The sequence below is a fragment of the Promicromonospora iranensis genome, from assembly GCF_028994775.1.
GTDB classification, from domain to species: domain Bacteria; phylum Actinomycetota; class Actinomycetes; order Actinomycetales; family Cellulomonadaceae; genus Promicromonospora; species Promicromonospora iranensis_A.
In genome coordinates this window covers 226,249-251,214 of record NZ_JAJQMN010000001.1, presented here as the reverse complement: position 1 = coordinate 251,214, position 24,966 = coordinate 226,249, and the positions used below count along the sequence as shown (strand labels likewise).

Below are 24,966 nucleotides of genomic sequence, written 5' to 3'. Positions count from 1 at the left end.
ATGGTGGTTAACCTCAGTGACATGCGCAACATGCATCCACCAGAGAACCCGGAGCACACGAAGCTCCGGGACGCGGTACGGGACTTCGCCGACCGCGAGATCGCGCCCCACATCGGCCGATGGGACAGGGAAAGCCGCCTGCCCGTCGAGCTGGTGCACCAGATGGGGGAGCTGGGCCTGTTCGGCCTGACTGCCCCGGAGGAATACGGAGGGTCCGGCCTCGGGCTCACCGGGCTCAGCATCGCCGTCGAGGAGATCGGCCGTGTTGACCAGTCCGTAGGCATCACGCTCGGGGCCGGCGTCGGCCTCGGGGTCGGCAGTTTGTTGGCCTACGGAACCGACGAGCAGAAGAACAACTGGCTGCCCGACCTCGTCGCCGGCCGCACCCTCGGCGCGTTCGGTCTTACCGAGCCGGGCGCGGGCAGCGACGCCAACGCCATGTCGACCACCGCCGAGCTCGTCGACGGCCAGTGGGTCATCAACGGTGCCAAGCAGTTCATCACCAACTCCGGGACGCCGATCACCAGCGTCTGCACCGTCGCGGCGCGCACCGGCACCCTGCCCGACGGCCGGCCCGAGCTCAGCGCCATCATCGTCCCCACCGACACCCCGGGGTTCATCGTCGAGCCCTTGCACGACAAGATGAGCTGGCGCGCCGTCGACACCCACGCGCTGCGGTTCGAGGACGTCCGCGTTCCCGAGGCGAACCTGCTTGGCCGGCGCGGCAACGGGTTCAAGCAGCTCATGATCTGCCTCAACACCGGTCGGGTCGCGGTCGCGGCGCTCGCCACCGGCTGCATCCAGGCGATGCTCGACCTGGCCGTGGAGCACGCCGGTGTGCGCCCCACGTTCGGCGGACCGATCGGCCGCAAGCAGGGCGTCGCCTTCCAGGTCGCGGACCTCGAGGTGATGCTCCAGGCCAGCCGGGCGCTCACCTACCGGGCCGCCGCGCTGAAGGACGGGGGCGCGCCGCTCGACGAGTTCCGCAGGGCGTCGTCGGTCGCGAAGCTCTACGCCACGGAGTCCGCCGTCACCGCCACGCGCATCGCCGCGCAGGTGTTCGGCGGCTACGGCGTCATGGAGGACGGGCCCATCGCCCGCTTCTACCGCGACGCCAAGGTGCTGGAGATCGGGGAAGGCACCTCCGAGCTCCAGCGAATGCTCATCGCGAGAGGTCTGGGCCTCCCGGTCGAGTGACCTGTCGGGCTCTCGGGTCACTGGGGTGACCCGAGGGTCTGACAGGCCCGACAGGCCTGACAGCTCGGGGGAGCGCGTCGGGGAGGGAGCCAGAGCAGCGAGTCTGAGCAGCGAGTCCGAGCAGCGAGTCCGAGCAGCGAGTCCGAGCAGCGGGTCAGGGGAGCGGGTCGGAGAGCAGGGCCGCGCGCGCCATCCGGGTCAGCAGGGACCGCATCGCTCCGCGGCCGATCCGCGCGCTGTGCGGCGTCGAGTTCAGCAGACCGAACGCCGCCTGCGCCGCCGCCCGTGCCTGCGCCGCCGTGAGGTCGGGGCGCAGCGGCCGCAGCGCGTCGCACCACACGTCGACATAGGCGAGCTGACGCTTGCGGACCTGCGCCTGCGCGTCGGCCCCGAGCGCGCCCCACTCGCGCTCCTGCACGACGATCAGGGCCGGGTTGTCGAGCGCGAAGTCGGCGTGCCGGGCGATCAACGCCTCCAGCGCAGCCTCAAGTGCGGCGTCGGGCGCTGTGTCAGGCGCGCCGCCGCCGGCGCCTGGGCCGTCCGGTTGCCCGACGACGGAGCCCGCACCGCCGTCGGACAGCAGCTCCCGCGCCCCCGCGAGGAGCTGGTCAGAGGCGTGCAGCAGGCACTGCCCGAGGATGTCCTCCTTGCCCGCGAAGTGCTTGTACAGGGCGGGACCGGAGACGCCGACGGCGGCGCCGATGTCTCCCATGGAGACGCCGTGGAACCCACGGGCGGCGAACAGGTCGGCGGCCGTGCTCAGGATCTGCTGCCGGCGCGGGGTCACGAAGGCAGTCTAGGAGCGGCGCTCGGGCGCAGGGGCCGGAAACCGAGCGCTGGACAGCACCCCCCACGTCGGGCTACTTGATGCCCGTGCTCGCGATCCCCTGGACGAACGTCCGCTGGAACACCAGGAACACCACGAGCAGCGGCACGACGGCGACGGTGGCCACCGCCATCACCGCGCCCCACGGCGAGGTGAACGCCGGGCTGTTCGTCAGCGTCGAGAGCCCGACCGGCACCGTGAGGCTCTCGTTGCCCTGCAGCACGACGAGCGGCCAGAGGAAGTCGTTCCAGCGGTTCATGAACCCCAGGATGACGAGCACGCCGACCAGCGGCCAGCATGTCGGGAGCACCACGCGGAAGAACGTCCGGAGCTCGCCGGCGCCGTCGAGCCGTGCCGCCTCGATGAGCGCGTCGGGCACGCCGAGCAGGAACTGGCGGGCGATGAAGATGCCCACGACGTCGAACAGCGTCGGCAGGATCACCGCCCACGGTGAGTCGACCAGCCCGAGGCGCGCCGTCACGAGGAACGCGGGGACGAGCGTGACCTGGATCGGGATCATGATCGTCACGAGGAACGCCGCGTAGAGCAGGCCGCGGCCGCGGAACCGGAACTTGGCCAGGGCGTACCCGGCGCCGAGGGACACGCAGACCGACAGCGCGGTGCCGACGGACGCGACGAAGAACGAGTTGCCGAGCCACCGCCACACGGGCTGCTGCGCGAACACCTCGGAGAAGTTCTCCGTCGTCGGGGCGGCGGGCCAGAGGTAGAACTCGCTGCTCTGCGACTGCCCGCCGGGCGTGAGCGCGGACACCACCATCCAGTACAGCGGGAACACGACGAGCATCGCCACGGCTGTCAGGACGGCGGTGAGCAGCCACCGCCGTCGTCGGGAGCGGCGTTCTCGCAGGGGCTGGGCGGGCTGTGCGGTGGTCGTGGTCACAGGAGCTCCTCCGCTCGCTTCGTCGCGCGCTGCCGCAGCAGCGTGAACACCAGCAGGATCACCACGAGCAGGAGGCCGAGCGCCGCGGCGTACCCCATGCGCGCGTCGGCGAACGCCGACCGGAACACGTACTGGATGAGAACCGTGGTCGAGAACCCGGGGCCACCGCCCGTCATCACGTAGATGACGTCGAAGGCCTGCAGCGAGAACACGACGTTGAGGATCAGCAGGATCGACGTGGTCGGCGCGAGCATCGGCACGGTGAGCCGGCGGAACCGCTGCCAGCCGCTCGCGCCGTCGATCGCCGCGGCCTCGCGCAGCTCCGCCGGGATGGACTGCAGCGCCCCGAGGTAGATCACCATGCAGAACCCGATCCGGGTCCAGACGACCACGCCGATCAGTGTGATCATCGCCGTGCTCGGGGAGGTCAGCCACGGCAGGCCGCCGAGTCCCAGCGCGGCGAGCGCGTTGTTGGCGACGCCGTAGTCCGGGTTGAAGATCCACGACATGATGACGCCGACGACGACGCCGGCCGCGATCATCGGGACGAAGAACAGCGCCCGCAGCAGCCCGCGACCGGGCAGGGGCCGGTTCAGCGCGACCGCGAGGGCGAGGCCGATCGCCATCGCCGTCGGCACGGTGCCGATCGTGAACACCAGCGTGTTGAGCAGGGCGGTGCGCAGCAGCGGGTCGCCGAGCATCGTCCGGTAGTTCGCCGTGCCCACCCACTCGCCGTCGCCCAGCGTCGCGGTGTCCTGGAAGGACAGGGCGACGGCGATGACGATCGGCAGCAGCGAGAAGGCCAGGAAGAGGAGGCCTGCCGGCCCCACGAAGACGTACGGCGCCCAGCGTGCGCGCCGGCGGGTGCCCCTGCCGAGGCCATCCTTGCGAGGCTCATCGAGTCGTGACACTGCGCATTGCCTCCGTCATCTGGGTGCCGCACTCGGCGGGGGAGAGCTCGCCGAGGAAGCACAGGTCGAGGTAGTCGGCGAACACCGAGTTCAGGGAGCTGAAGTACTGCCCGGACTCCGCGCGCACCATGGAGAGCGGGATGGTCGACCCCTGGTCGATGAACCGCTGCATGGTCTCCGAGTGCCTGTCGTAGCCGATGTCGGACGCGTCGAGCGAGGACCGGGCGGGCAGCCAGTTGCCCCGCTTGCAGAACTCGACGACCTTGGCCCGGCTGGTGATGTAGGCGACGAGCTCGGCCGCGAGCTCCGGGTGCTTGCTGGACTTCGTCACCGCCAGGGCGTTGCCGCCCAGGTCGGACGCCTCGCCGGTGTTGCGGATCATGGGTGCGGTGCCCCACTCGTCGGGCATGCCCTCGTCGAGGGCCGCTATCGACTCCGGGTTGTCGAGCAGGAGGCCGATCTGCCCGGTGAGGAAGAGGTCGCGCGCGACCGCGCCACCGCCGGACTTGCTCATGTTCGCCGGGGACACAAGGCCCTCGGCGTACCAGCGGCGGCCGAAGTCCAGCGCCTCCACCGCCTCGGGACTGTCCATCGACGGCGTCTCGCCGTCGTCGCCCAGGAAAGCGCCGCCGTTCTGGTAGACGATCGGCAGCCAGCGGTACGCCGTCTCCGGCCCGCCCCAGCCGTAGCCGAAGCCGTACGCGCCGGTCAGCTTCTTCGCCTCGCCGGCGATCCCGAGGAACTCGTCCCAGTGCCAGGCCTCCGCCAACGACGACGGCGCCTCGGCGCCGATCTCCTCCAGCACACCCCGGTGGTAGTAGGTGATGAAGTTGTCGGTGTGCTGGAAGACGCCGAACAGGCCGTTCTCCCGCGCCCCGATCGCCCAGAACGGCTCGGAGTAGTCGTCCTCGTACTCCGGCGGCACCGCACCGGTGAGGTCCACCAGGCTGCCGTTCGCGGCGTAGCGGCCGATCTGCTGCGGCGTGATGCGGATGATGTCGGGCGCCAGGTCGGCGGCGAGCCGTGTGATGAACCACTGGTGGAACTGGCCGGTCGTCACCTCCACCGCCACGCTCGTCCCGGGATGCGCCGCCACGAACTCGTCGGCGATCAGCTGGTACGACTCGAGGTCCAGCGGGATGTTCCACGAGGACAGGCGCAGGTGCCTCGTCCCCGTCGGAGCGCCGGAGCAGGCGGCCAGCGCTCCCGCCACGCTGATGCCCGCCACCGCGATGAACGTCCGGCGGGACACTCCTCGGCCGGACACCGCGGGCGCCGAATGGGTCGGCATGTCGTCTCCTCTTCGTTGAGGTGCTCTTCGTGGAGGGTGGTGATGCGGTGTCCCGGGCGCCGTCGCCCGGGACACCGCGCGCGGTCAGCGCACCAGCGCGTCCGGCAGCAGCGCGGCGTGCGCGGCGAGCAGCTCGTCGGTCATCGCGCGGATCTGCTCCAGCGTGCAGTGCACCGAGGTGAGCGGGTCCATCGCCACCGCGTGGTGCACGTGCTCGACGTCGCCGGTCAGCGCCGCGCGCACCGCGAGCGTCTGCACGTTCACATTCGTGCGGTTGATCGCCGCGAGCTGCGGCGGCAGGTCCCCGACACTCGTCGGCTGCACGCCGTTCGCGTCGACCAGGCACGCCACCTCGACGCACGCGTCGTCCGGCAGGTTCGTGATGACCCGGCCCGCGTTCGGCACGTTCCCGTACACCACCGTCGGCACCCCGGTCACCACCGCGTTCACGATCGACGCCCCGTACTCGACCGACGGGCTCAGGTCCGCCTTGAGCCGCTCCAGCTGCTCGTCGATGTCGCCCTGTTCGTCGTGCGCCGCGCAGATCTCGTAGTAGTCCCACCGCTCCGGGATGTACTCCAGGATCGTCTCGGCGTCCTTGCGGAAGTACGGCACGTACTCCGACGCGTGATGGCTCGACTCCGTCTCGAAGTAGCCGAAGTGGTTCATCAGCGTGGTGCGCACCTGCTCGTTGCCGCCCTCGTAGTTGCTGGCCGCCAGCGCCTCCTCGGAGTGGTCCCCGTCGTCCGGCACCAGGTCCGCCGCGGAGCGGCCCCGCCGGTGCCGCTCCGACATCACCTCGCGCAGCCGCGGATACAGGTCCTCCTGGCCGTGCCGGAACTCCAGCACCCAGGCCTGATGGTTGATGCCCGCACACCGGTACGTCACCTCGTCGTACGGCACACCCAGCGTCCGCGCGAGCATCCGCGTGGTGCCCTGCACGCTGTGGCACAGGCCCACGGTGCGCAGCCCCAGCGCGTTCAGGTACGCCGTCGCCATCGCCATCGGGTTCGCATAGTTGATGAACTGCGCGTCGGGGCACAGCTCCAGGGCATCGGCGGCGATGTCCTGGTAGGCCCGCACCGAGCGCAGGAACCGGAAGACACCACCCGGCCCCACGGTGTCGCCCACCGTCTGGTCGACGCCGTACCGCCGCGGTATCTCGACGTCGTGCCGGTACGACTCCACGCCACCCACCTGGAACGTGATGATGACGAAGTCCGCGTCCCGCAACGCCTCGCGCCGGTCCGTCGTCTGCTCCACCACCGCGGGAAGGCCATGGTGGGCCACCAGCTCGCGTGTCGCCGTCGCCACCCGGTCCAGACGCCCCGCGTCCAGGTCCATCAGGCTGAGCGTCGCACCCCGCAGGGCCGGGAAGCTGAGCAGGTCGCCGATGAGGCGGAACGGGAAGACGAAACCGCCCGCACCGATGATCGTGATCTTCGGGGAATGAGCCATGCTGCGACGCTAGGCCCGAGAAAGACGGTGACACCTCCGGCTGCGTGCCCCGACTCTCCGGGATCCTGCGATCGTGCGTCCCGCGCGCACGGCCCCTATGCTCCCGCCCATGGCGCTCGCGGACGACGAGGTGGAGCTGGCCGAACCCGCTCTGTGGGTGCGGCACGGCACGCCACCGGTGATGCGGCGGCCGCACCGGCACGACGACCTGGAGCTCAACCTGGTGCACAGCGGCCGGCTGGAATACCTCTTCGGGGGTTCGTACCTGCAGGTCGAGGCGGGAGAGGTCGCGCTGTTCTGGGGCGGCACCCCGCACCAGCTCGTGGACCCGGGCGCGACCCCCACCGACGTGTCGTGGGTGCACATCCCGCTCACGGAGGTGCTGAGCTGGGCGCTGCCCGCCGAGCAGGTGGCGGTGCTGCTGCGCGCGTGGCCCGTCGTCGTGCCGGCCACGGCCCTGGTGCGCGACGTCGCGGCCCTCTTCGCGAGCTGGCACCACGACGTGCTGGACGGCGGCCACAGCACAGTGGTCATGCTGGAGGCCCAGGCGTTCGTGCGCAGGGTCCTGGCGGGCGCCGCTCAGGACGGGGCGGATCGTGGTGGCCCGGATCGCGGTCCGACGGCGGAGCCCGCGACGGTGCCGCAGTCGGGTGCGGCCGGGCGCGCCGCGGCGATGGCGCAGTTCGTGGCGGAGCACTACCGCTCGCCGATCACGGCGTCCGACGTGGCCAGGGCCGTCCACCTGAGCCCGAGCCACGCGATGACGCTCTTCAAGCGTGTGGTCGGTACCACCGTCGGCACATACATCGCGCGGTGCCGGGTGGCGGAGGCGCAGCGGCTGCTCATCACGTCGGACCGCACCACCGCCGAGATCGCGCACGCCGCGGGCTTCACGGCGCAGAGCAGCTTCTACGACACCTTCCGGCAGGTGTGCGGCACGTCCCCGGGCACCTACCGCCGCACCTTCCGCTGACCGCTCTGCCGTCCACGGCCGTGGGCTACGAGTCGGTGGCCCGACCCGTCGTCGGGTTGGCACCCCCAGCGAGGTCAGGCGGCTTCGGCTCCGGGTGGGGGTGGGGTTTCGAGTGGTTCGGGCAGGGTGATGCGGTGTCCTCGGGCGTCGGTGAAGGCCCACCCGGTCTCTAGCAGGGTGCCCGGGACGGCAGCGCCGGTGGTGGTGCCGGTTAGGGGTTTGCCGGTCCAGTGCATGGTGATGCCTTGGGTGTCGACGAGCTGGTGGTGGTACCAGCACAACAGGGCGCTGTTGCTGACGGAGGTGTTTCCGCCGTGGGCCCAGTGGGTGATGGCGTGGTGGACCTCGCACCGTGAGGGTGGTTGGTCGCATCCGGGGAAGACGCAGTGCCGGTCCCGAGCGATCACGGCTCGGCGCATCTGTCCGGTGACGGTGCGTTGGGCGCGTCCGACGTCCAGGACCGCACCATCGGGTCCGAACACGACCCGGGTGACCGCACTGTCACACGCCAACCGGCGTAGTAGTGCTCGTGGTGCACGGGCACCGGTCTCGGTGAACACCGGCCCACCACCGGACAGCAGTCCGGACATCGTCATGGTGCCGGCTACGCCCGCGCCCGTGCCCGCGCCCGTGCCCGGTGTTCCGGCGCCGGTCGGACATCCTGGTGCGCCGCCTGGTGTGGCGCGTCCTGGTGAACGTCCTGGTGTGGCGCGGCCTGGTGTGGCTTGTCCGCAGGTCAGGCACAGGCCCTTACGGGTGCGGGTGGCCTGGGCGATCAGCTCGGTCCAGGACACCGTGACGTTCAGGTGGGGTGGGATCGCGGCGCCGGGTGAGGCTTGGTTGGTGTCCAGGACGATCCGGGCGAGGTCGGCCAGGCCCTGCGCGCGACGCTGGGTCGACGTGCGGGGGTCTTCTGCGGCGGGGGCGCCGATGATCGCGTTGATCGCGGTGGTCACGAGCAGGCCGTGTTCGTCGGTCAGGAATCCTGCCAGGTGGTAGCCGTCAATGGTTTTGGCCAGGTCGAGGAACTCGCCCTGGGCGGCCTTGTCATCATCGGTGTCGTCGGTGTCGGGGTCGGTGATCGTCGCGAACCGGCGCGCCACGACCCGGAACTGGTCCGCGTTCAACGAACCAGCTTCACGCAGGACCAGGCCCTCACCCGTGACCAGCGTGCCGTCGGTGACGGCGCCCTCCAGCACCTGGGTGATGAGCTGGCGGGTGTGTTCACCGTCGGGGTCCTCGGCCGGGTCAGGGAAGTCGACCGGCACGGTCTGCACGAACTGCTCAGGTGTGGTGGTCTCGCCGGTGCGGGTGTCGATCAGCCACGCCAACGCATCCTGCCGGGTCTCGCTGGTGGGGGCGACGTCGGTCATGACCTTCGCGTGGTCCGCGCCCAGGGTTCCGGCAACCAGGCCTTCCCGCGTCCCGGGTAGGGCGGTGGCGAGGCGGCGGGCGATCGTCATGTCCTTACCGGCCGTGGACGCGGAGATGCCTTCGCGGAGCCGTAGCCAGGTCGTGAACGCGCGCGCCATCCCTCCTGAGCGCCAGGACCCGTCGGCTTCGATCCGGGGCAGCAGGGTGTATCGGACTCCGTCCAGGCGAGCGGTCAGTGCACGGATCCGGGAGTGCGCCTCCGCCAACCGCGTGATACCCGGGGCGTTCCATCCGTCCAGCACCTCGGGATCGGTCAGCGCTGCCAGAACTGCAGCATCGGCCTCGAACCGGGCTAGCACGTCCTCGATCGACTCCGCAGGAGGTAGACCGGGGCCGGGAATGCCATCCGTTGACTTCGACTGCTCCACCGACCCTACCCCCCTCGTTGCCTCTAGTACTCACGTCTTCACTGCATCCATTATCTCGAACGCGCGTACGTATTGCATGGCCAAGATGAAATCTGTGGATAACTCTTTTGGCTCCTCGGGGGTCCCCGCTGCCGGGTTGTCGCCCTGCCGTCACGGACCCGCCGAGCCCACCTCCGACGCCACACCGTCCACCCAGGGGTTAACGATCATTAACCGGCGGACTATGCTGCGTCACGTGGCCATCAACACTGGCGTTGGAACGGATCTACGCACCCTCACTGACCAACTGCGTGAGCGGTTGGCTCGCGTGCGCGAGGGCGGGTCGCCCGCGGCGCGTGAGAAGCACACCGCCCGCGGCAAGCTGCTCGCGCGCGACCGGGTGGACCGCCTGCTCGACCCCGGCAGCGCGTTCCTCGAGATCGGGGCCCTGGCGGCGTACGACATGTACGGGGGAGAGTGGGCGGTGCCCAGTGCGGGGATCGTCACCGGCATCGGCCGCGTCGCGGAGCGCGAGTGCGTGATCGTCGCCAACGACGCGACGGTCAAGGGCGGCACCTACTACCCGATGACGGTCAAGAAGCACCTGCGCGCCCAGCAGGTCGCCGCAGAGAACAACCTGCCGTGCGTCTACCTCGTGGACTCCGGCGGCGCGTACCTGCCGATGCAGGACGAGGTGTTCCCCGACCGCGAGCACTTCGGGCGCATCTTCTACAACCAGGCCAATCTGTCCGCCCGCGGCATCCCGCAGGTCGCGGCGGTCATGGGGTCCTGCACCGCGGGCGGCGCATACGTGCCCGCGATGAGCGACGAGGCCGTCATCGTGCGCGACGAGGGCACGATCTTCCTCGGTGGGCCGCCCCTGGTGCAGGCCGCCACGGGCGAGATCGTGACGGCGGAGGAGCTCGGCGGAGGGCTGGTGCACACCACGACGTCGGGCGTCGCGGACCACCTGGCCGACGATGACGCGCATGCCCTGCGCATCGTGCGCCAGATCATCGGCACCACCCGGCCGGCCGCCCCGAGCCTGGACCGGACGGTACCCGAGGAGCCCGAGCTCGATCCCGACGGCCTCTACGACGTACCCGCCGACCCGCGCACCCCCTACGACGTGCGCGACGTGATCCGCCGGATCGTCGACGGCTCCCAGCTCGACGAGTTCAAGGCCCGGTACGGCGAGACGCTGGTCTGCGGGTTCGCCCGCATCGACGGCTACCAGGTCGGGATCGTCGCGAACAACGGGATCCTGTTCTCGGAGTCGGCGCTCAAGGGCGCGCACTTCGTGCAGCTCTGCGACCAGCGACGCATCCCCCTGGTGTTCCTGCAGAACATCGCCGGGTTCATGGTGGGCAAGGAGTACGAGAACCGCGGCATCGCCAAGGACGGCGCCAAGCTCGTCACCGCCGTGGCCTGCACGTCGGTGCCCCGGTTCACCGTGGTGCTCGGCGGCTCGTTCGGCGCCGGGAACTACGGCATGAGCGGCCGCGCCTACGACCCCCGGTTCCTGTGGATGTGGCCCGGCGCCCGCATCTCGGTCATGGGTGGCGAGCAGGCGGCGTCCGTCCTCGCCACGGTGCGCCGCGAGCTCGCCGACGCGCCCGCCGAGGAGGTCGAGGCGTTCAAGGCGCCGATCCGCGCCCAGTACGAGGCCCAGGGCAACCCCTACTACGCCACCGCCCGTCTCTGGGACGACGGCGTGATCGACCCCGCCGACACCCGCCGCGTTCTCGCCCTCGGCCTCGCCGCAGCGGCCAACGCCCCGATCGCCGAGCCGTCCTACGGCATCTTCCGGATGTGACCGACATGCCCACACCGATCCACACTCTCCTGATCGCCAACCGCGGCGAGATCGCCCTGCGGATCATCCGCACCGCGCGCCGCCTCGGTCTGCGTACCGTTGCCGTCTACTCGGACGCCGACCGCGCCGCCCCGCACACCCGCGCCGCCGACGTCGCCGTGCGCATCGGGCCGACGCCGGCTGCCGAGTCCTACCTGTCGATCCCCGCGCTGCTCGCGGCCGCCAAGGAGACCGGCGCCGACGCCGTCCACCCCGGCTACGGGTTCCTGTCCGAGCAGGCGGACTTCGCGCGCGCCGTCGTCGGCGCAGGCCTGACCTGGGTGGGGCCTCCGCCCGATGCGATGGAGGCCATGGGGCGCAAGGACACGGCCCGGGAGATCGCCCAGAGGGCAGGCGTCCCGGTGCTGCGGTCGCTCGGCAACATCCGCGGTGGGTGGTTCGCCGCACAGGGCAACCTCCCCTTCCCGCTGCTCGTCAAGGCTGCCGCAGGGGGCGGCGGCAAGGGCATGCGCATCGTGCGCGAGCAGGACGAGCTCGGTCCCGCGATCGCCGCGGCGGGCCGGGAGGCCGCCGCCGCGTTCGGCGACGACGCGCTGCTGCTGGAGCGCTACATCGAGCGGGGCAGGCACGTCGAGGTGCAGATCCTCGCGGACGAGCACGGCAACGTGCTGCACCTCCACGAGCGGGACTGCTCCGCTCAGCGCCGCCACCAGAAGGTCTTGGAGGAGGCACCGGCGCCGGATCTCGACCCGACCGTTCGCGACGCCCTGCACACCTGTGCGGTCCGGCTCGCCCGCGAGGCCGGGTACACCGGCGTCGGGACGGCGGAGTTCCTGGTGGAGGTCGGGGGTCCGTCGGACCCGAGCGACGCGGGCGCCTGGTTCCTCGAGATGAACACCCGCCTCCAGGTCGAGCACCCCGTCACCGAGGAGGTGGTCACCGTGCGCGGCGAGCGCATCGACCTCGTCGAGCAGCAGCTCCGCGTCGCGGCGGGCGAGGAGCTGGGCTTCTCCCAGGACGACGTCGCCGTGCACGGCCACGCGATCGAGGCGCGGATCTACGCCGAGGACGCGTTCGGCGGGTTCCTGCCGCAGGCCGGGACCGCCACCCGGGTGCGGTGGCCCGAGGGCTCGCACGTGCGCGTCGAGGCCGGCATCGAGGACGGCACGGTGGTCCCGGCCGCCTACGACCCCATGGTCGGCAAGGTCATCGCCGTCGGCGCCGATCGCGAGACCGCCCGGCGGGGCCTCGTCGGCGCCCTCGACGCGACGGCGATCGGCGGCCTGGTCACCAACACCGGGTTTGTGCGCGCACTTGCCGACTCCGACGCGTTCCGCGACGGGGAGGTGCACACCGCGTGGCTGGACAACCATCCGCTGCCCGCCCCGGACCCGCGCCCGGCGATGGTGGCGGCCGCGTGGACCATCGCGACGGCGGCCATGGCCGACGGCGGCGACGGGTGGCGTCTCGGTGGACCGCCCGCCGACACGTGGGTCGAGCTGGACGACGCGGTGCTCCGGGTGAGCATCGCCCGCGGTGAGGTGCGCCGCGAGGGCGAGCCGCCGACGTCGTGCCGGTCCGTGGGCGGCATGGGCGACGGCACGGTCGGTGGCAGGGTCGGTGGCACGGTCGGCGGCACGGCCGGGGCCGCGGCTGGGAACGTCGGCGGAGTGTCGGCGGACGGGCTGCTGGAGCTGGCCGGGAGCACCGCGCGGTTCGCGGTGGACGTCGGTCCCCGGTCGGTGGAGGTGAGCACGCGCGGGCACACGTTCCGGTTCGTCCGGCCGGGCGCCTCCAGCCTCGGGGCGGCGGAGGTGTCCGACGGCGTGGTGCTCGCCGCGATGCCGGGCACGCTCGCCCGCGTCGAGGTGCGCGACGGCGACCTGGTGACCGCCGGGCAGTCGCTCGGCGTGCTGGAGGCGATGAAGATGGAGGTGACGCTCCTGGCGCCGGCGGACGGCGTCGTACGGGTCCGCGCGGGGGCGGGCGACCAGGTCGCGGCGCGGCAGGTGCTCTTCGAGGTGGGACCGGCGGACGAACCGGAGGCGACAGATGGCTGAGCAGCTCCGCCACCCCCAGGTGGTGCCCGACCCGAGCCTTCCGGACCGCGTGACCATCTACGAGGTGGGCCCGCGCGACGGGCTGCAGAACGAGAAGGCGATCGTGCCGACGGAGGTGAAGGTCGGCCTGGTCGAGCGGCTGCTCGACGCCGGCCTCCCGTACGTCGAGGCCACGAGCCTGGTGCACCCGCGCTGGGTGCCGCAGCTCGCCGACGCGGAGGAGGTGCTCGCCGCGCTGGTGGAGCGCATCGGCGACCACGCCCGTGACCTGCCGGTGCTTGTTCCCAACGAGCGGGGCCTGGAGCGCGCCTTTGACCTGGGACTGCGGCACATCGCGGTCTTCGCCAGCGCCACCGAGACCTTCGCACGGCGGAACCTGAACCGCTCGCTGGACGAGCAGTGGTCGATGTTCGAGCCGGTCATGACCCGGGCGAGGGCGGCGGGGATGCGGGTGCGGGCGTACGTGTCGATGTGCTTCGGCGACCCGTGGGAGGGTGACGTGCCGCTCGACCAGGTGGTCGCGGCGGGCAAGCGGCTCATGGACCTCGGGGCGGAGCAGCTCTCGCTCGGGGACACGATCGGCGTCGGGACGCCGGGGCACGTCGTCGCGCTCCTGGACGCCCTGAACGACGCCGGCCTGAGCGACGACGTGCTGGCCCTGCACGCCCACGACACCTACGGGCAGGCGCTCGGCAACGTGGCCGCCGCGCTGCGGCACGGGGTGACCACGTTCGACACGTCAGCGGGCGGGCTGGGCGGGTGCCCGTACGCGGAGTCGGCCACGGGGAACCTCGCCACCGAGGACCTGCTCTGGATGCTCGACGGGCTCGGGATCACCACGGGCGTGTCCATGCCGAGCCTGGTGGAAACGGGCACCTGGCTGGAGGGGCACCTGGGGCGCCCGGCGCCGAGCCGGGTGCTGCAGGCGCTGCGGCCCTAGGGCGTGTCCGGTGAATCGGTCAGCTCAGCTCTCGTCGCCGGGAGCGATCTTCTGGAGCGACAGTTCGATGTACCCGCAAGGCGCAAAGACCAAAGCAGGTGCCGAGGCCGCAGAAAGTCAGGACGGCGGCGACTGTCAGCCATCCAGTGAGCTGCCCCTGTTCGCCGGCACCGCTGGAAGCGGCAGCTGCCGCAGTGAGTAGACCGTACGGGACAAAGAACATTGCTCCCGTCCAGGCCGGGATGAGCAGCAGCAGGGGCGGGACGCGCGGGCTTCGCGGGCCCGACTGCATTGCCAGCAGGCCCACGCCGACCAGCGCTAGGACGACCGTGAAGTCGATGCCGTGTCGCTCCATCCAAACCACTACCTCAGGAGCGCCGTTCTTCTCGAATTCGAGCGCCATGTCGAATCCGCTCGGCAGGCCCGCCCGACCGCCCAGAGCCCAGTATGTCTTGATCGAGATATAGGGCAGCACTGAGATGAGTCCCGCCATGAGGAGCCACTTGCGTGCCCCAAGCGGTCGTGGATCGAGTGATCTCATCAAATGTGCCGTCGGTCGAGCGAACTGGATGATGCCACGTTCGTCAACCAGAAGATGCGCCGAGGCTGGGTCCTTCGCTCGTCGAATCGAGAGTCGCCCTCCTCGTGAGCGATCGTGAACGGGGACGTCTGGGCCTCTTCGGAGGGTCGACAGCCGGAGCACACGGCCGCACCGGAGGCCGCCGTCCGCATTCGTTCCGAGAATGCGTCGCTGTGGTCGGGATGGGTGTAGCAGATGGCAAGAAATGCTACGGCCATGGCCTATCCTCTCTGGATTGTCTTCGCGCAACGGATCGAGAATTGTTCACATATGGATGCAGCTCCCGCCTCAGGTGTTGCCAAGAGGAGCGCGAGTGATCCGAGCGCGAATGCGAAGAAGAGTGCAGGAAACGCGATGCTGTGGAAGACGCGCACGCGAACATGTGCGAAAAGGGCACCGAGGTAGAACAACGAGAGTCCGAAGGCAGCCAATATTCCGATCACGGGAGGGCCCGCAACACCGACGACGAGCCCGGCCGCGCCGACTCCTTTGAGAACAGCGAGGGTTGGCAGCCAGCGGTCGGGTACTCCTACTTCTCTGGAGTTCGCGACCACGAACTTGACTTGCAGAATGTCCCCGACCACGATCACGATGTTCATGACGACCGTGATGCTGATCACGATGAGGGTTACGGTGGGCATCCATGTTCCTTCGGCTCCGCCAAGCGCGCCAAACCCGTGGCGATCAGCCCAGTCAATCAAAGGATCAGTGGAAGTTGCCGGCACTCAGTCGCGCAGCCACGTTGATTCGGTTCCACGCGTTGACCGATGCGATGGCGGTCACCAGCGCCGCCAGTTCCTCGTCCGCGAAATGGGCAGCGGCCTTGTCCCAGCTGTCGTCGGCAACTCCCGCGGAATTGTCGGCGATGCGGGTGGTCGCCTCGGTGAGTGCCAGCGCCGCGCGCTCAGCGTCGGTGAAGAACGGCGTATCGCGCCATGCCGCGACCGACCAAAGACGCTCATCGCTCTCACCCACCGCCCGTGCCCTCCGTGAGTGCATATCGGTGCAGACCGAGCATCCATTGATCTGACTGGCTCGGATCCGTACGAGCTCGAGGAGGCCCCGGGGTATCCCACTGCTGTTGACATACCCTTCGACCGCATTGAGCCCTCGATAGCCACCGGCAGCGAGCCGGTACACATCCTTCATCCGTGCAGCCATCATGACCTTTCGACAGGGAGTATCCACGATTGGTTCTACGTCACCATCACTCGGAGAACAACGATCACCGGCGTCCGCCCGTATGAGCAATTTTCGTTGCCAAAAACGGAACGACGTGTTTGGATCGGCGACCGGTTGCTCCTTCCGCCATCGCTGCCACCGTCGCTCGGCTCGATCGCCGACGTGCGTCGGCATTGACCGAGCAGTGCTCGCTCGGGCGATTCCGGGTGGGGCTGGCGGACCGCGTCGCTGCTGTGGAAAGCTCCGCGCTGACGATCAGGAGTCCGCGCCGGGGAGAGGTCGACCCGTTCCCGGTGCGGAAGGTGCGGTTCGGGCTCTGATGTGTGCGCGTTCGCCCTGTTTGCCGAAGAGGCTGAGGATCTCGACGTCCCCCTTGCCGGTCGATCCGAACCAGTGTGGTTGTTGAGTGTCGAACTCGGCGACCTCTCCTGGGCCGAGGGTGAGGTCGTAGTCGCCGAGGATCAGGCGGAGTCGGCCACTTAGTACGTAGAGCCATTCGTAGCCGGGGTGGGTGCGGGTCGACGGGGTGGATTCGCTGGCTGGGATGGTGAGCTTGTAGGCCTTGGGTTCGCCCTGGTTTCTGGACAACGGGACGATGACGCGACCGCCGGTTCGTTGGGCCTTCTGCGGCATTCTCGGGTCGACGATGCGCGGCGCCGCGACGATCTCGTCGAGCGGCACGCCCATGGCTGCGGCGATGGGCAGCAACAGTTCCAGGCTTGGTTTGCGTTGTCCGGTCTCCAGTCGGGACAGGGTGCTCTTGGATATCCCCGTGGTCCGGCTGAGATCACCGAGAGAAAGGCTCTTCTTCTCTCTGAGCTGACGCAACCGGACGCCGACCTGGCTGAGGGTGGCATCGATGGCGGGGTGAGTGTCCATACCTCTATACGATCAGATCGTTCCATTTTTGGCAACGATTGTTGTCGTTGCGGACGGCGGCCGGTGACCGTTGTTCTCGGAGGTGATGGCTATGGAGAACCATCGAGATGTTGTGATCATCGGTGCGGGCGCGGCCGGTCTGTCTGCGGCGCTCGTGTTGAAGCGCGCGCGGGCCAATGTGCTGGTGGTCGAGGACGGGACGCCACGGAATGCGTCGGCTGCTCATATGCACGGCTTCGTCTCACGCGACGGGGTCAACCCCGCGGAGTTCCTTGAGATCGGTCGGCGAGAGGTGGTGGGTTACGGCGGCGAATTCGCGCATGCCTGTGTGGTCGACGCGACCCGGAGCGACGCGGACGACGGCTTCGTGGTCACCTTGGACTCGGGCGTGCTGGTGTCGACTCGTGCGGTCCTGGTCGCGACGGGTCTGACTGATGAGCTTCCAGACATCGCCGGGGTGCGAGAGATGTGGGGATCGGCCGTACACCACTGTCCGCACTGCCACGGTCACGAAGCCGCCGGTCGTAACCTCGTCGTCATCGGTGGCCAGGTACCTGCCATGACGCTTCACCAGACAGCGCTCCTGCGCCGCTACAGCGACCGCGTGACCCTCTGTCCCCACGACATGGATATCCGGGAGACCGAACGCGGCCGCTTGGAGGCGTTCGGGGTGCGGATCGAGGATGGCACCGTTGCCCGGTTTCGCGGCGACCAGGGTCACTTGATCGGTATCGAGTTCGTTGACGGCACAGTGCTGGAGTGCGAAGGGGCGTTCATCGCACCCCAGCCGCGGCCCAACGACATGGTCCTTCACGCATTGGGTTGCGCGACAGTGCCTGATACCGGGTGGGTCGCGGTCGAGGGGCCCGGCGCAACGAGTGTTCCCGGTGTCTGGGCCTGCGGCAACGTCGTCAATCCGCGTGCGCAGGTCATCACGGCGGCCGGCGAAGCCTCCGCTACTGCGATCGCAATCACCTCGTGGCTCCTGGAGAAAGATCTCGAGGCTGCGGCGGAGCGGGCGTGCGCGAGCAGACCAGAAGGCCGGTCATGAGCGCCATCGCTGCCCCTGCACGGGCGAACGTGCTGCCGCTGGGTGTGTATCTGCTCGCGTTCAGCCTCTTCGCCATGGGCAGCGCCGAGTTCCTCCTCGCCGGGGTGCTTCCCATCGTCGCTGCCGATATCGACGTCAGCCTTGCCACGGTCGGCTGGCTCATCACCGCATTCGCCATCGGCGTTGTGATCGGGGGCCCACCCTTCGCGGTCATCAGCTTGCGCTGGCCGCGTCGGACCGCGCTCGTGCTGACCCAGATCGCCTTCGCCGCCTGCATCGCCGTCGGACTGATCGTCGGCACGTACCCCGCGCTCCTCGTCACCCGGTTCCTCGCCGGACTCGCCTACGCAGGATTTTTCGCCGTCGCGGCAGTCACCGCCGTCAGCATGGTCCCGCCGGAGCGCGCCGCGCGTGCATCCGGTGTGGTCGTCAGCGGACTCAGCCTGGCGATGATCCTGGGCGGTCCAGCCGGAACTCTGATCGCATACAGCACCGGCTGGCAGGGTGGGTTCTGGCTAGTCGTAGCGCTGACACTCATCGGGGCGGTCGCCGTCGTCGCCGCGATGCCCCGTACCGCTGCGGTGGAGCGACCATCGGTGCGACGAGAGCTTCGCACCTTGCGGCGACCGCGCCTCTGGCTCGTGTACGCGGTCACTCTGCTCACCACTGCGGCCTACATGATCACTTTCAATTACCTGGCCGAGATCCTGACCCACGTCACTCGAATCCCCGATTCATGGATCGCCGCCGTGCTCGTCCTTTTCGGCATCGGCGCCTACGTAGGACTCGCCATAGGGGGCCGGATCTCCGATCGGCACCCCCACTTCACGATGATCATCGGATCGACAGGGATCGCCGTCTGTTCGGTGCTGATCGCATCCTTCGCCACGCAGATGCTCGCTGTCATCCCGCTCGTGCTCCTCCTCGGAGTATCCGGCTTCGTGATCAACCCCGCCCTCTACGGACGCGTATTCGCCCTCGCCGCCAGCGCGCCGACCCTGGCCGGAGCCACCACGGTGTCCGCGTTCCAGTTCGGAATCAGCTTCGTGCCCCTCATGGCCGGCGTCGTACTCAACGCTGGCGCGTCCATCACGGTCGTGGCCTGGATCGGTGCCGGGCTCGCTGCCTTCGCGGTCCCCCTCGTTCTTATCGAACGTAGCGCGACACAGCCGAGATGATCGGACCGATCAGGATGCGTAAAGAGGACGCGCGGCGTGTTGCGCTCACCCACGTACCAGACATTACCAATCCCGTGTCCGGGCCATTCGCAGGGCAGGCTCTAGGTCGTTCCGGGGCTGCCGCACGCCTGATGGGGCGGCTGCTCGGGCGGCTGACCAGGAACTCTGTGATCTGCGCGACGCGGGGGTTCGCGCGCGGGCGATCGAGCGTAGGGTCGCAGATGTGACTCTGAAGATCGGTTACAAGGCGTCCGCCGAGCAGTTCGGGCCGCGCGAGCTGGTTGAGCTCGCAGTACGCGCGGAGGAGGTGGGACTGGACAGCGCGATGGTCTCCGACCACTTCCTGCCGTGGCGGCACGAGGGCGGCCATGCGCCGTCGGCGCTGGCCTGGCTTGCGGCCGCGGGGGAGCGCACGTCGCGGATCAAGCTCGGCACGAGCGTGCTGACCCCGACGTTCCGCTACAACCCCGCCGTCATCGCGCAGACCTTCGCGAGTCTCGCCCTGCTCACCGAGAACCGCGTGATCCTCGGCGTCGGGACGGGTGAGGCCCTCAACGAGATCGCGGTCTCGGGCCGCGAGTGGCCCGAGTTCAAGGAGCGGTTCGCGCGGCTGCGCGAGGCCGTGCAGATCATGCGGGCCCTCTGGACCGAGGACAGCGTGGACTTCAAGGGCGACTACTACGAGCTGGTCGGCGCCCAGATCTACGACCGGCCGGAGAACCCGGTGCCGGTCTACGTCGCGGCGGGCGGCCCGCTCGTGGCGAAGTACGCCGGACGCGCGGGCGACGGATTCATCTGCACCTCCGGCAAGGGTATGGACCTGTACACGGAGAAGCTGCTGCCGGCCGTCGCCGAGGGCGCCGCGAAGGCCGAGCGGGACGTCGCCGACGTCGAGAAGATGATCGAGATCAAGATCTCCTACGACCGCGACGCCGCCACGGCGCTGGAGAACACCCGGTTCTGGGCGCCGCTGTCACTCACCCCGGAGCAGAAGCACAGCGTCACCTCGGCCACCGAGATGGAACAGCTCGCCGACGAGCTACCGATCGAGCAGGTCGCGAAGCGTTGGATCGTCGCGTCCGACCCGGAGCAGGCCGTCGAGCTGATCAAGCCCTACGTCGACGCCGGCCTCAACCACCTCGTGGTGCACGGCCCCGGTCAGGACCAGGAGCGGTTCCTCACCCAGTTCAGCGAGGACGTGCTGCCGCGCCTCAAGGAGCTCTGACGCTGACGCTGGCTCTGACGCTGGCGCTGGCTCTGACGCTGGCTCCGACCCTCCGGGGTCTGTGCTGCGGGGCTCGTCCGGCTCACGGCCGGACGAGCCCCGTCTCGTAGGCGAGGATCACCAGCGCCGCGCGGTCCCGGGCGCCGAGCTTGGCGAGCAGCCGGCTCACGTAGGTGCGGGCGGTGGCCGGGCTGAGGTAGAGCTCGCGGGCGATCTCGTCGTTCGTCAGCCCGCGGCCCAGCTGCTGCAGCACCTCACGCTCGCGTTCGGTGAGCCCCGCGAGCTTGTGGTCGTCGGACCGGGGCGCCGGGTTCTCGGCGACCGCGCGCAGCACGGTGGCCGTCACGCCCGGGTCGAGCAGCGCCTCGCCGCCCGCGACCACGCGGACGGCATGCCGCAGCTCGGCCGGCGCGACGTCCTTGAGCAGGTAGCCCGCGGCGCCGGACCGGATGGCCTCGAACACGTGCTCGTCCTCGTCGAACGTGGTCAGGATCAGCACCCGCACGTCGCCGAGCGCGGGGTCGGCGACGATCTCCCGGGTGGCGGCCAGGCCGTCCATCCGCGGCATCCGGATGTCCATGAGCACGACGTCGGGCCGCAGCTCCCGTACGCGCGACACCCCGGCGCGCCCGTCGTCGGCCTCCCCGACGACGGCGATGTCGCCCTCGCTCTCGGCCAGCGCCCGCAGACCGGCGCGCACGAGCTCCTGGTCGTCCACCAGCACGATGCGGATCATGGGCCTCACGTCTCCAGTCGCAGGGGCAGGTCGGCGGTGACGACGAACCCGCCGTCCGGCGCGTCGCCGGTGGTGAGCTCGCCGCCGAGCACGGCGACCCGCTCGCGCATCCCCGAGAGGCCCGAGCCCGGTACGAGGCCCGTGCCGGCGCCCCGGCCGTCGTCGGCCACCCGGAGCACGAGGTGACCGCCGTCGACCCGGGCCCGGACCGTGACGCGCGTGGCCGCCGCGTGCCGCAGGACGTTGGTCAGGGACTCCTGCACCACCCGGTAGGCGGCCGCGTCGATGGCGCCGTCCAAGGCACCCTCCGGCACGTCGAGGTCGACGTCGACCGTGAGCCCGGCCGCCCGTGCGGGCCGCGCCAGCGCGTCGACACCCGCCAGGCCCGTGGGCGCCACGGCGCCGCCCATGGACCCGCGTAGCACCTTCACGGTGGAGCGCAGCTCGCGCAGCGTGCCCGACGTCGCCGCGCGCACGTGCTCCAGCGCGCCCCGGGCCGCGTCGTCGTCCCGGCCCACGGCCTCCGCGGCGACACCGGAGTGCAGGGCGATCACCGACAGGTTGTGCCCCACGACGTCGTGCAGGTCGCGGGCGATGCGCAGGCGCTCCGCCTGCAGCCGCTGCCCGGCGGCGCGCGCCTCGTGCGCCCGCACCTGGTGCGTCAGCCGGACGGCGACACCGAGCGCGATCGCCGCCGCGACCAGAGCCACGTTCGTGACCAGGTCGTACGGCGTCAGCTGGTCCTCGGTGTCGTCACCGGCCACCCGGAAGTACGTGGAGACGGCGACCAGCGTGACGCCCGCGCCGACGGCCCATCCGGTGTGTCGCATCTCCGCCGCCGAGTACAGCGCGGCCACAGCGGGCAGGGCCATGCCGATGGGCGCGAACCCGAGCGCGTAATAGACGAACACCGCCAGCACGGTGACGACCAGGACGGTGCGCGGCGCCGTCCGCCGGAACAGGACCAGCGCCCCGAACCCGGCGGCGAACAGGTACGCCCCGCCGCCGGTGCGCTGCACCGTGTCGGCGTCCACCGCGATGACCACAGCGACCACCAGCGCCATGGCGAGCGCCAGCGCGACGTCGGTGACGCGCGGGTCGACCGATAGCGGGGGCGCGTTCTGCTCTGGCACACCGCCACCCTACGGATCGCACGTGCGCGTGGCATCAGGGTGGGTGTCGCCTCCAGGCGACACCAGGAGACGCTCCCGGGCCGATGTGCCACCCCACCCCCGCCAGGCACCGTCGAGGCATGACATCACCACACCTTCCGGCCCAGTCCGCACCCCAGCCCGCTCCCGTGCCCGCTCCGGTGCCCTGGGCGGTCGTCGCCGGCCTCGCCTCCCTCGCGCTGCTCTGGCCGCTGACCGGCCTCACCGGTCTCTTCGGCACGGGCGCGGCCCGGGCGCTCGCCATCATCGGCATCACCGCCGTCGTCTGGATCGCGGTGGTCGGCCTCGGCCGCGTACCCCGGCCTGTCCTCACCCTCACGCTCACCGGTGTCGCGTACGGCCTCGTCACGTTCCTGCTCGGGCTCCTCGTCCCCGCGCTCGGCGGCTTCGGCGGCCCGGACGGGGCCGCCTGGACGGTCGTGCCGGAGCTGCTCATGAACGCGTTCTGGGGCGCGCTCGCGGGCCTCGCCGCCGCCGCCGTGCAGCGGCTGCGCAGGCGCACGGGCGGGGGCGCCGCCCGATGAGGCGCACACTCGCGAAGCCGCTCGCCGCCTCGCTCGTCGCCGGTGCCACCGCGCTGGCGCTCGCCGGCTGCGGCGCCGTCCCCGGTTCTGTGACCTCAGTGGACGAGGCCGAGTTCACGAACGAGCTCGCCATCCCACCGCTGGCACCGTCGCGCGTCGTGGACGGCACGCGCGTCTTCTCCCTGACCGCGCAGGAGGGCACCACGGAGTTCCGGCCCGGCGTCGGGACCCGTACGTGGGGCTTCGACGGCTCCTACCTCGGACCGACCCTGCGTGCCGAGCGCGGCGAGCGGGTGGCCGTGGAGGTCACCAACGAGCTCGACACGACGACCAGCGTGCACTGGCACGGCATGCACCTGCCCGCCGCGATGGACGGCGGGCCGCACCAGGAGGTAGAGCCCGGCGCCACGTGGCGCCCGACCTGGGAGATCGACCAGCCGGCGGCCAGCCTCTGGTACCACCCGCACCCGCACGGCGCCACGGAGGAACACGTCTACCGCGGCCTCGCGGGAATGTTCCTCCTGGACGACGACGCCTCGCGCGCCGCAGACCTGCCGCAGGAGTACGGCGTGGACGACGTGCCCGTGATCGTGCAGGACAAGGTGCTCGGCGACGACGGCCAGCTCGAGCTCGACCACGACGGCAGCGAGCCGGGCACGCTGGGCGAGACCATCCTGACCAACGGCACCCTGGGCGCGTACCACGAGGTCACGACCGAGCGGGTGCGGCTGCGCCTGCTCAACGGGTCGACCGCGCGGACGATCCAGCTCGGCTTCGCCGACCGCGAGATGCAGCTCGTCGCCACCGATGGCGGGTTGCTCGACGCGCCGGTCGCCCTCGAGCAGGTGCGGCTCGCCCCCGGCGAGCGCACCGAGGTGATCGTACGGATGGAGCCGGGCGAGACCACGCGCCTCCACTCGTACGAGGCCGACCTGGGGGGCGTCGCAGTACCGTTCGCGATGGGCGGCAACGACGCGTTCGACGTGCTGGAGCTGCGGGCCGCCGACGAGCTCGCGCCGTCTCCCGAGCCGGCCTGGGAGCCGTCGGTCCACGCCGCCCAGGACGCGCTGCACGAGGACGACGCCGACGTGACGCGCACGTTCGAGCTCGACGACCGCCAGATCAACGGTCGGCGCATGGACATGGGGCGCATCGACGAGGTCGTCACCGAGGGCAGCACCGAGATCTGGGAGGTGCGCAGCAGCGTACCGATGCCCCACAGCTTTCACGTGCACGACGTGCAGTTCCGCGTCCTGTCGGTCGACGGTGACGCACCGCCGCCGCAGCTGGCCGGACCCAAGGACACCGTGTATCTCGAACCGAGGCGCACCTACCGACTGCTCATGCGGTTCGACGACTACGTCGACCCGGAGACGCCCTACATGTTCCACTGCCACATGCTGCTGCACGAGGACGAAGGGATGATGGGGCAGTTCGTCGTCGTCGAACCGGGGCAGGAGGCGGTGGCCCCGCCCAGCCGGGAGCACGACGGCGGGCACAGTGACGGCGGGCACAGTGACGGCGGGCACAGTGACGGCACGGACACGCACACGGGCCACCACTGAACGTGTGGCACGCTCGGTGGGTGACCCTCTCGCTGCCCCACCGCATCACGCACGTCCTGCTCGACCTCGACGGCACCCTCACCGACTCGGCCCCCGGCATCATCGCGTCCCTGCGCGTCGGGTTCGCCGACGCGGGGTTCGACGTCCCCACCGACGCCGTCCTGCGGACCTTCGTAGGGCCTCCGCTGGGCGCGAGCATGACCGGGATCGGCCTGTCCGACGCCGATGCCGCCCTCGCGATCGCCGCCTACCGCCGCGACTTCGAGGTGCACGGCATGTTCGACAACTCCGTGGTTCCCGGGTTCCCTGAGGCGCTGGCGGAGCTGCGTGCGGCCGGGGTCATCCTCCTGGTGGCCACGGCCAAGCCCGAGCACTACGCGCGGCAGATCGTCGAGCACTTCGGGCTCGACCAGTACCTCGAGGGCGGGCTGGACGGCGTCCACGGCGCCGCCGGTGAGGCGGCCGGTCTGGTGGAGGGCAAGGAGGTCGTCGTGGAGCGTGCGATCGCACATGCGCTGGCGCTCGGGGCCGACGTCGGGCAGATCGTCATGGTGGGCGACCGCGAGCACGACGTGCACGCCGCCGCCCACCACGGTGTGCCGACCGTCGGCGTGACCTGGGGCTACGCAGCGCCCGGCGAGCTGGAGGCCGCCGGCGTCGCGGCGATCGCCGCGACGCCGGCGGAGCTGCGCAAGCTGCTCACGAGCTGACTCAGCTGCT

The 24,966-nt window shown here is 70.4% G+C and carries 23 protein-coding genes; 11 read left to right on the top strand and 12 right to left on the bottom strand.

Going from position 1 to position 24,966, the window contains the following annotated elements:
- Window positions 1–21 precede the first annotated feature (21 nt).
- Window positions 22–1,197, top strand: coding sequence for an acyl-CoA dehydrogenase family protein (locus LUU90_RS01210; protein ID WP_275001386.1), 1,176 nt, complete (start codon window positions 22–24; stop codon window positions 1,195–1,197).
- A 154-nt stretch (window positions 1,198–1,351) separates the two neighbouring features.
- Here LUU90_RS01210 and LUU90_RS01205 read toward each other — a convergent pair whose 3' ends face one another.
- The 5 genes from LUU90_RS01205 to melA all read right to left on the bottom strand — a co-directional run bounded on the left by LUU90_RS01205 (window position 1,352) and on the right by melA (window position 6,584).
- On the bottom strand, window positions 1,352–1,984 hold the full coding sequence (locus LUU90_RS01205; protein ID WP_275001385.1) for a TetR/AcrR family transcriptional regulator: 633 nt from the start codon (window positions 1,982–1,984) through the stop codon (window positions 1,352–1,354).
- Window positions 1,985–2,057: 73 nt separating this feature from the next.
- Window positions 2,058–2,924 (bottom strand): carbohydrate ABC transporter permease, encoded by an 867-nt coding sequence (locus LUU90_RS01200; protein WP_275001383.1) that lies wholly within the window; start codon window positions 2,922–2,924, stop codon window positions 2,058–2,060.
- Window positions 2,921–3,835 (bottom strand): carbohydrate ABC transporter permease, encoded by a 915-nt coding sequence (locus tag LUU90_RS01195; protein WP_275001381.1) that lies wholly within the window; start codon window positions 3,833–3,835, stop codon window positions 2,921–2,923. Before LUU90_RS01195 ends, LUU90_RS01200 begins: the two co-directional genes overlap by 4 nt.
- Entirely contained in the window at window positions 3,819–5,126 is a 1,308-nt protein-coding gene (locus LUU90_RS01190) for an ABC transporter substrate-binding protein (protein WP_275001380.1), read from the bottom strand. The genes LUU90_RS01195 and LUU90_RS01190 overlap by 17 nt, the downstream gene beginning before the upstream one ends.
- 84 nt (window positions 5,127–5,210) lie before the next feature.
- Entirely contained in the window at window positions 5,211–6,584 is a 1,374-nt protein-coding gene (gene melA, locus LUU90_RS01185) for an alpha-galactosidase (protein ID WP_275001379.1), read from the bottom strand.
- Between the two features lie 109 nt (window positions 6,585–6,693).
- Here melA and LUU90_RS01180 point away from each other — a divergent pair, with 109 nt between their 5' ends.
- Window positions 6,694–7,557, top strand: coding sequence for a helix-turn-helix domain-containing protein (locus LUU90_RS01180; RefSeq protein ID WP_275001378.1), 864 nt, complete (start codon window positions 6,694–6,696; stop codon window positions 7,555–7,557).
- Window positions 7,558–7,631: 74 nt separating this feature from the next.
- On the opposite strand, the gene LUU90_RS01175 is transcribed toward LUU90_RS01180, so the two are convergent.
- Complete coding sequence (locus tag LUU90_RS01175) at window positions 7,632–9,290, bottom strand: HNH endonuclease signature motif containing protein (RefSeq protein ID WP_275001376.1); 1,659 nt, start codon at window positions 9,288–9,290, stop codon at window positions 7,632–7,634.
- 292 nt (window positions 9,291–9,582) lie between these two features.
- Here LUU90_RS01175 and LUU90_RS01170 point away from each other — a divergent pair, with 292 nt between their 5' ends.
- From LUU90_RS01170 to LUU90_RS01160, 3 genes are read left to right on the top strand one after another with little or no spacing between them, the layout of a single operon-like run.
- The gene (locus tag LUU90_RS01170; RefSeq protein WP_275001374.1) at window positions 9,583–11,154 is read left to right on the top strand and encodes a carboxyl transferase domain-containing protein; all 1,572 of its coding nucleotides are present in this window, start codon (window positions 9,583–9,585) and stop codon (window positions 11,152–11,154) included.
- A 5-nt stretch (window positions 11,155–11,159) separates the two neighbouring features.
- On the top strand, window positions 11,160–13,214 hold the full coding sequence (locus LUU90_RS01165; protein ID WP_275001373.1) for an acetyl/propionyl/methylcrotonyl-CoA carboxylase subunit alpha: 2,055 nt from the start codon (window positions 11,160–11,162) through the stop codon (window positions 13,212–13,214).
- The gene (locus tag LUU90_RS01160) at window positions 13,207–14,154 is read left to right on the top strand and encodes a hydroxymethylglutaryl-CoA lyase (RefSeq protein WP_275001372.1); all 948 of its coding nucleotides are present in this window, start codon (window positions 13,207–13,209) and stop codon (window positions 14,152–14,154) included. Before LUU90_RS01165 ends, LUU90_RS01160 begins: the two co-directional genes overlap by 8 nt.
- Window positions 14,155–14,173: 19 nt before the next feature.
- Here LUU90_RS01160 and LUU90_RS01155 read toward each other — a convergent pair whose 3' ends face one another.
- The 4 genes from LUU90_RS01155 to LUU90_RS01140 form a co-directional block, all read right to left on the bottom strand.
- Window positions 14,174–14,647, bottom strand: coding sequence for a DUF3995 domain-containing protein (locus LUU90_RS01155; RefSeq protein WP_275001370.1), 474 nt, complete (start codon window positions 14,645–14,647; stop codon window positions 14,174–14,176).
- Between the two features lie 308 nt (window positions 14,648–14,955).
- The gene (locus LUU90_RS01150; protein ID WP_275001368.1) at window positions 14,956–15,375 is read right to left on the bottom strand and encodes a DoxX family protein; all 420 of its coding nucleotides are present in this window, start codon (window positions 15,373–15,375) and stop codon (window positions 14,956–14,958) included.
- A gap of 64 nt (window positions 15,376–15,439) precedes the next feature.
- Window positions 15,440–15,883 carry a carboxymuconolactone decarboxylase family protein gene (locus LUU90_RS01145; protein ID WP_275001366.1) on the bottom strand — a complete coding sequence of 148 codons (444 nt, stop codon included), beginning with the start codon at window positions 15,881–15,883 and terminating at the stop codon, window positions 15,440–15,442.
- A 288-nt stretch (window positions 15,884–16,171) separates the two neighbouring features.
- A complete protein-coding gene (locus LUU90_RS01140) occupies window positions 16,172–16,795 on the bottom strand; it encodes a helix-turn-helix domain-containing protein (RefSeq protein ID WP_275001364.1) in 624 nt (207 codons plus the stop codon).
- A 91-nt stretch (window positions 16,796–16,886) separates the two neighbouring features.
- Here LUU90_RS01140 and LUU90_RS01135 point away from each other — a divergent pair, with 91 nt between their 5' ends.
- The 3 genes from LUU90_RS01135 (at window position 16,887) to fgd (ending at window position 20,249) form a co-directional block, all read left to right on the top strand.
- A complete protein-coding gene (locus LUU90_RS01135) occupies window positions 16,887–17,846 on the top strand; it encodes an NAD(P)/FAD-dependent oxidoreductase (protein ID WP_275001363.1) in 960 nt (319 codons plus the stop codon).
- Window positions 17,843–19,024, top strand: coding sequence for an MFS transporter (locus tag LUU90_RS01130; RefSeq protein ID WP_275001361.1), 1,182 nt, complete (start codon window positions 17,843–17,845; stop codon window positions 19,022–19,024). The genes LUU90_RS01135 and LUU90_RS01130 overlap by 4 nt, the downstream gene beginning before the upstream one ends.
- Before the next feature lie 223 nt (window positions 19,025–19,247).
- The gene (gene fgd / locus LUU90_RS01125) at window positions 19,248–20,249 is read left to right on the top strand and encodes a glucose-6-phosphate dehydrogenase (coenzyme-F420) (protein ID WP_275001359.1); all 1,002 of its coding nucleotides are present in this window, start codon (window positions 19,248–19,250) and stop codon (window positions 20,247–20,249) included.
- 82 nt (window positions 20,250–20,331) lie between these two features.
- On the opposite strand, the gene LUU90_RS01120 is transcribed toward fgd, so the two are convergent.
- Both LUU90_RS01120 and LUU90_RS01115 read right to left on the bottom strand, forming a co-directional pair.
- On the bottom strand, window positions 20,332–20,985 hold the full coding sequence (locus LUU90_RS01120) for a response regulator transcription factor (protein WP_275001357.1): 654 nt from the start codon (window positions 20,983–20,985) through the stop codon (window positions 20,332–20,334).
- Window positions 20,986–20,990: 5 nt separating this feature from the next.
- On the bottom strand, window positions 20,991–22,118 hold the full coding sequence (locus LUU90_RS01115) for a sensor histidine kinase (RefSeq protein WP_275001355.1): 1,128 nt from the start codon (window positions 22,116–22,118) through the stop codon (window positions 20,991–20,993).
- Window positions 22,119–22,237: 119 nt separating this feature from the next.
- On the opposite strand from LUU90_RS01115, the gene LUU90_RS01110 reads away from it, so the two are divergent.
- Genes LUU90_RS01110 through LUU90_RS01100 form a run of 3 tightly spaced genes read left to right on the top strand, consistent with a single transcriptional unit; the run spans window position 22,238 to window position 24,956 of the window.
- Window positions 22,238–22,681 carry a hypothetical protein gene (locus tag LUU90_RS01110; RefSeq protein WP_275001353.1) on the top strand — a complete coding sequence of 148 codons (444 nt, stop codon included), beginning with the start codon at window positions 22,238–22,240 and terminating at the stop codon, window positions 22,679–22,681.
- Window positions 22,678–24,246 (top strand): multicopper oxidase family protein, encoded by a 1,569-nt coding sequence (locus LUU90_RS01105; RefSeq protein ID WP_275001352.1) that lies wholly within the window; start codon window positions 22,678–22,680, stop codon window positions 24,244–24,246. Before LUU90_RS01110 ends, LUU90_RS01105 begins: the two co-directional genes overlap by 4 nt.
- A gap of 20 nt (window positions 24,247–24,266) precedes the next feature.
- On the top strand, window positions 24,267–24,956 hold the full coding sequence (locus LUU90_RS01100; protein WP_275001350.1) for an HAD hydrolase-like protein: 690 nt from the start codon (window positions 24,267–24,269) through the stop codon (window positions 24,954–24,956).
- Window positions 24,957–24,966 lie beyond the last annotated feature (10 nt).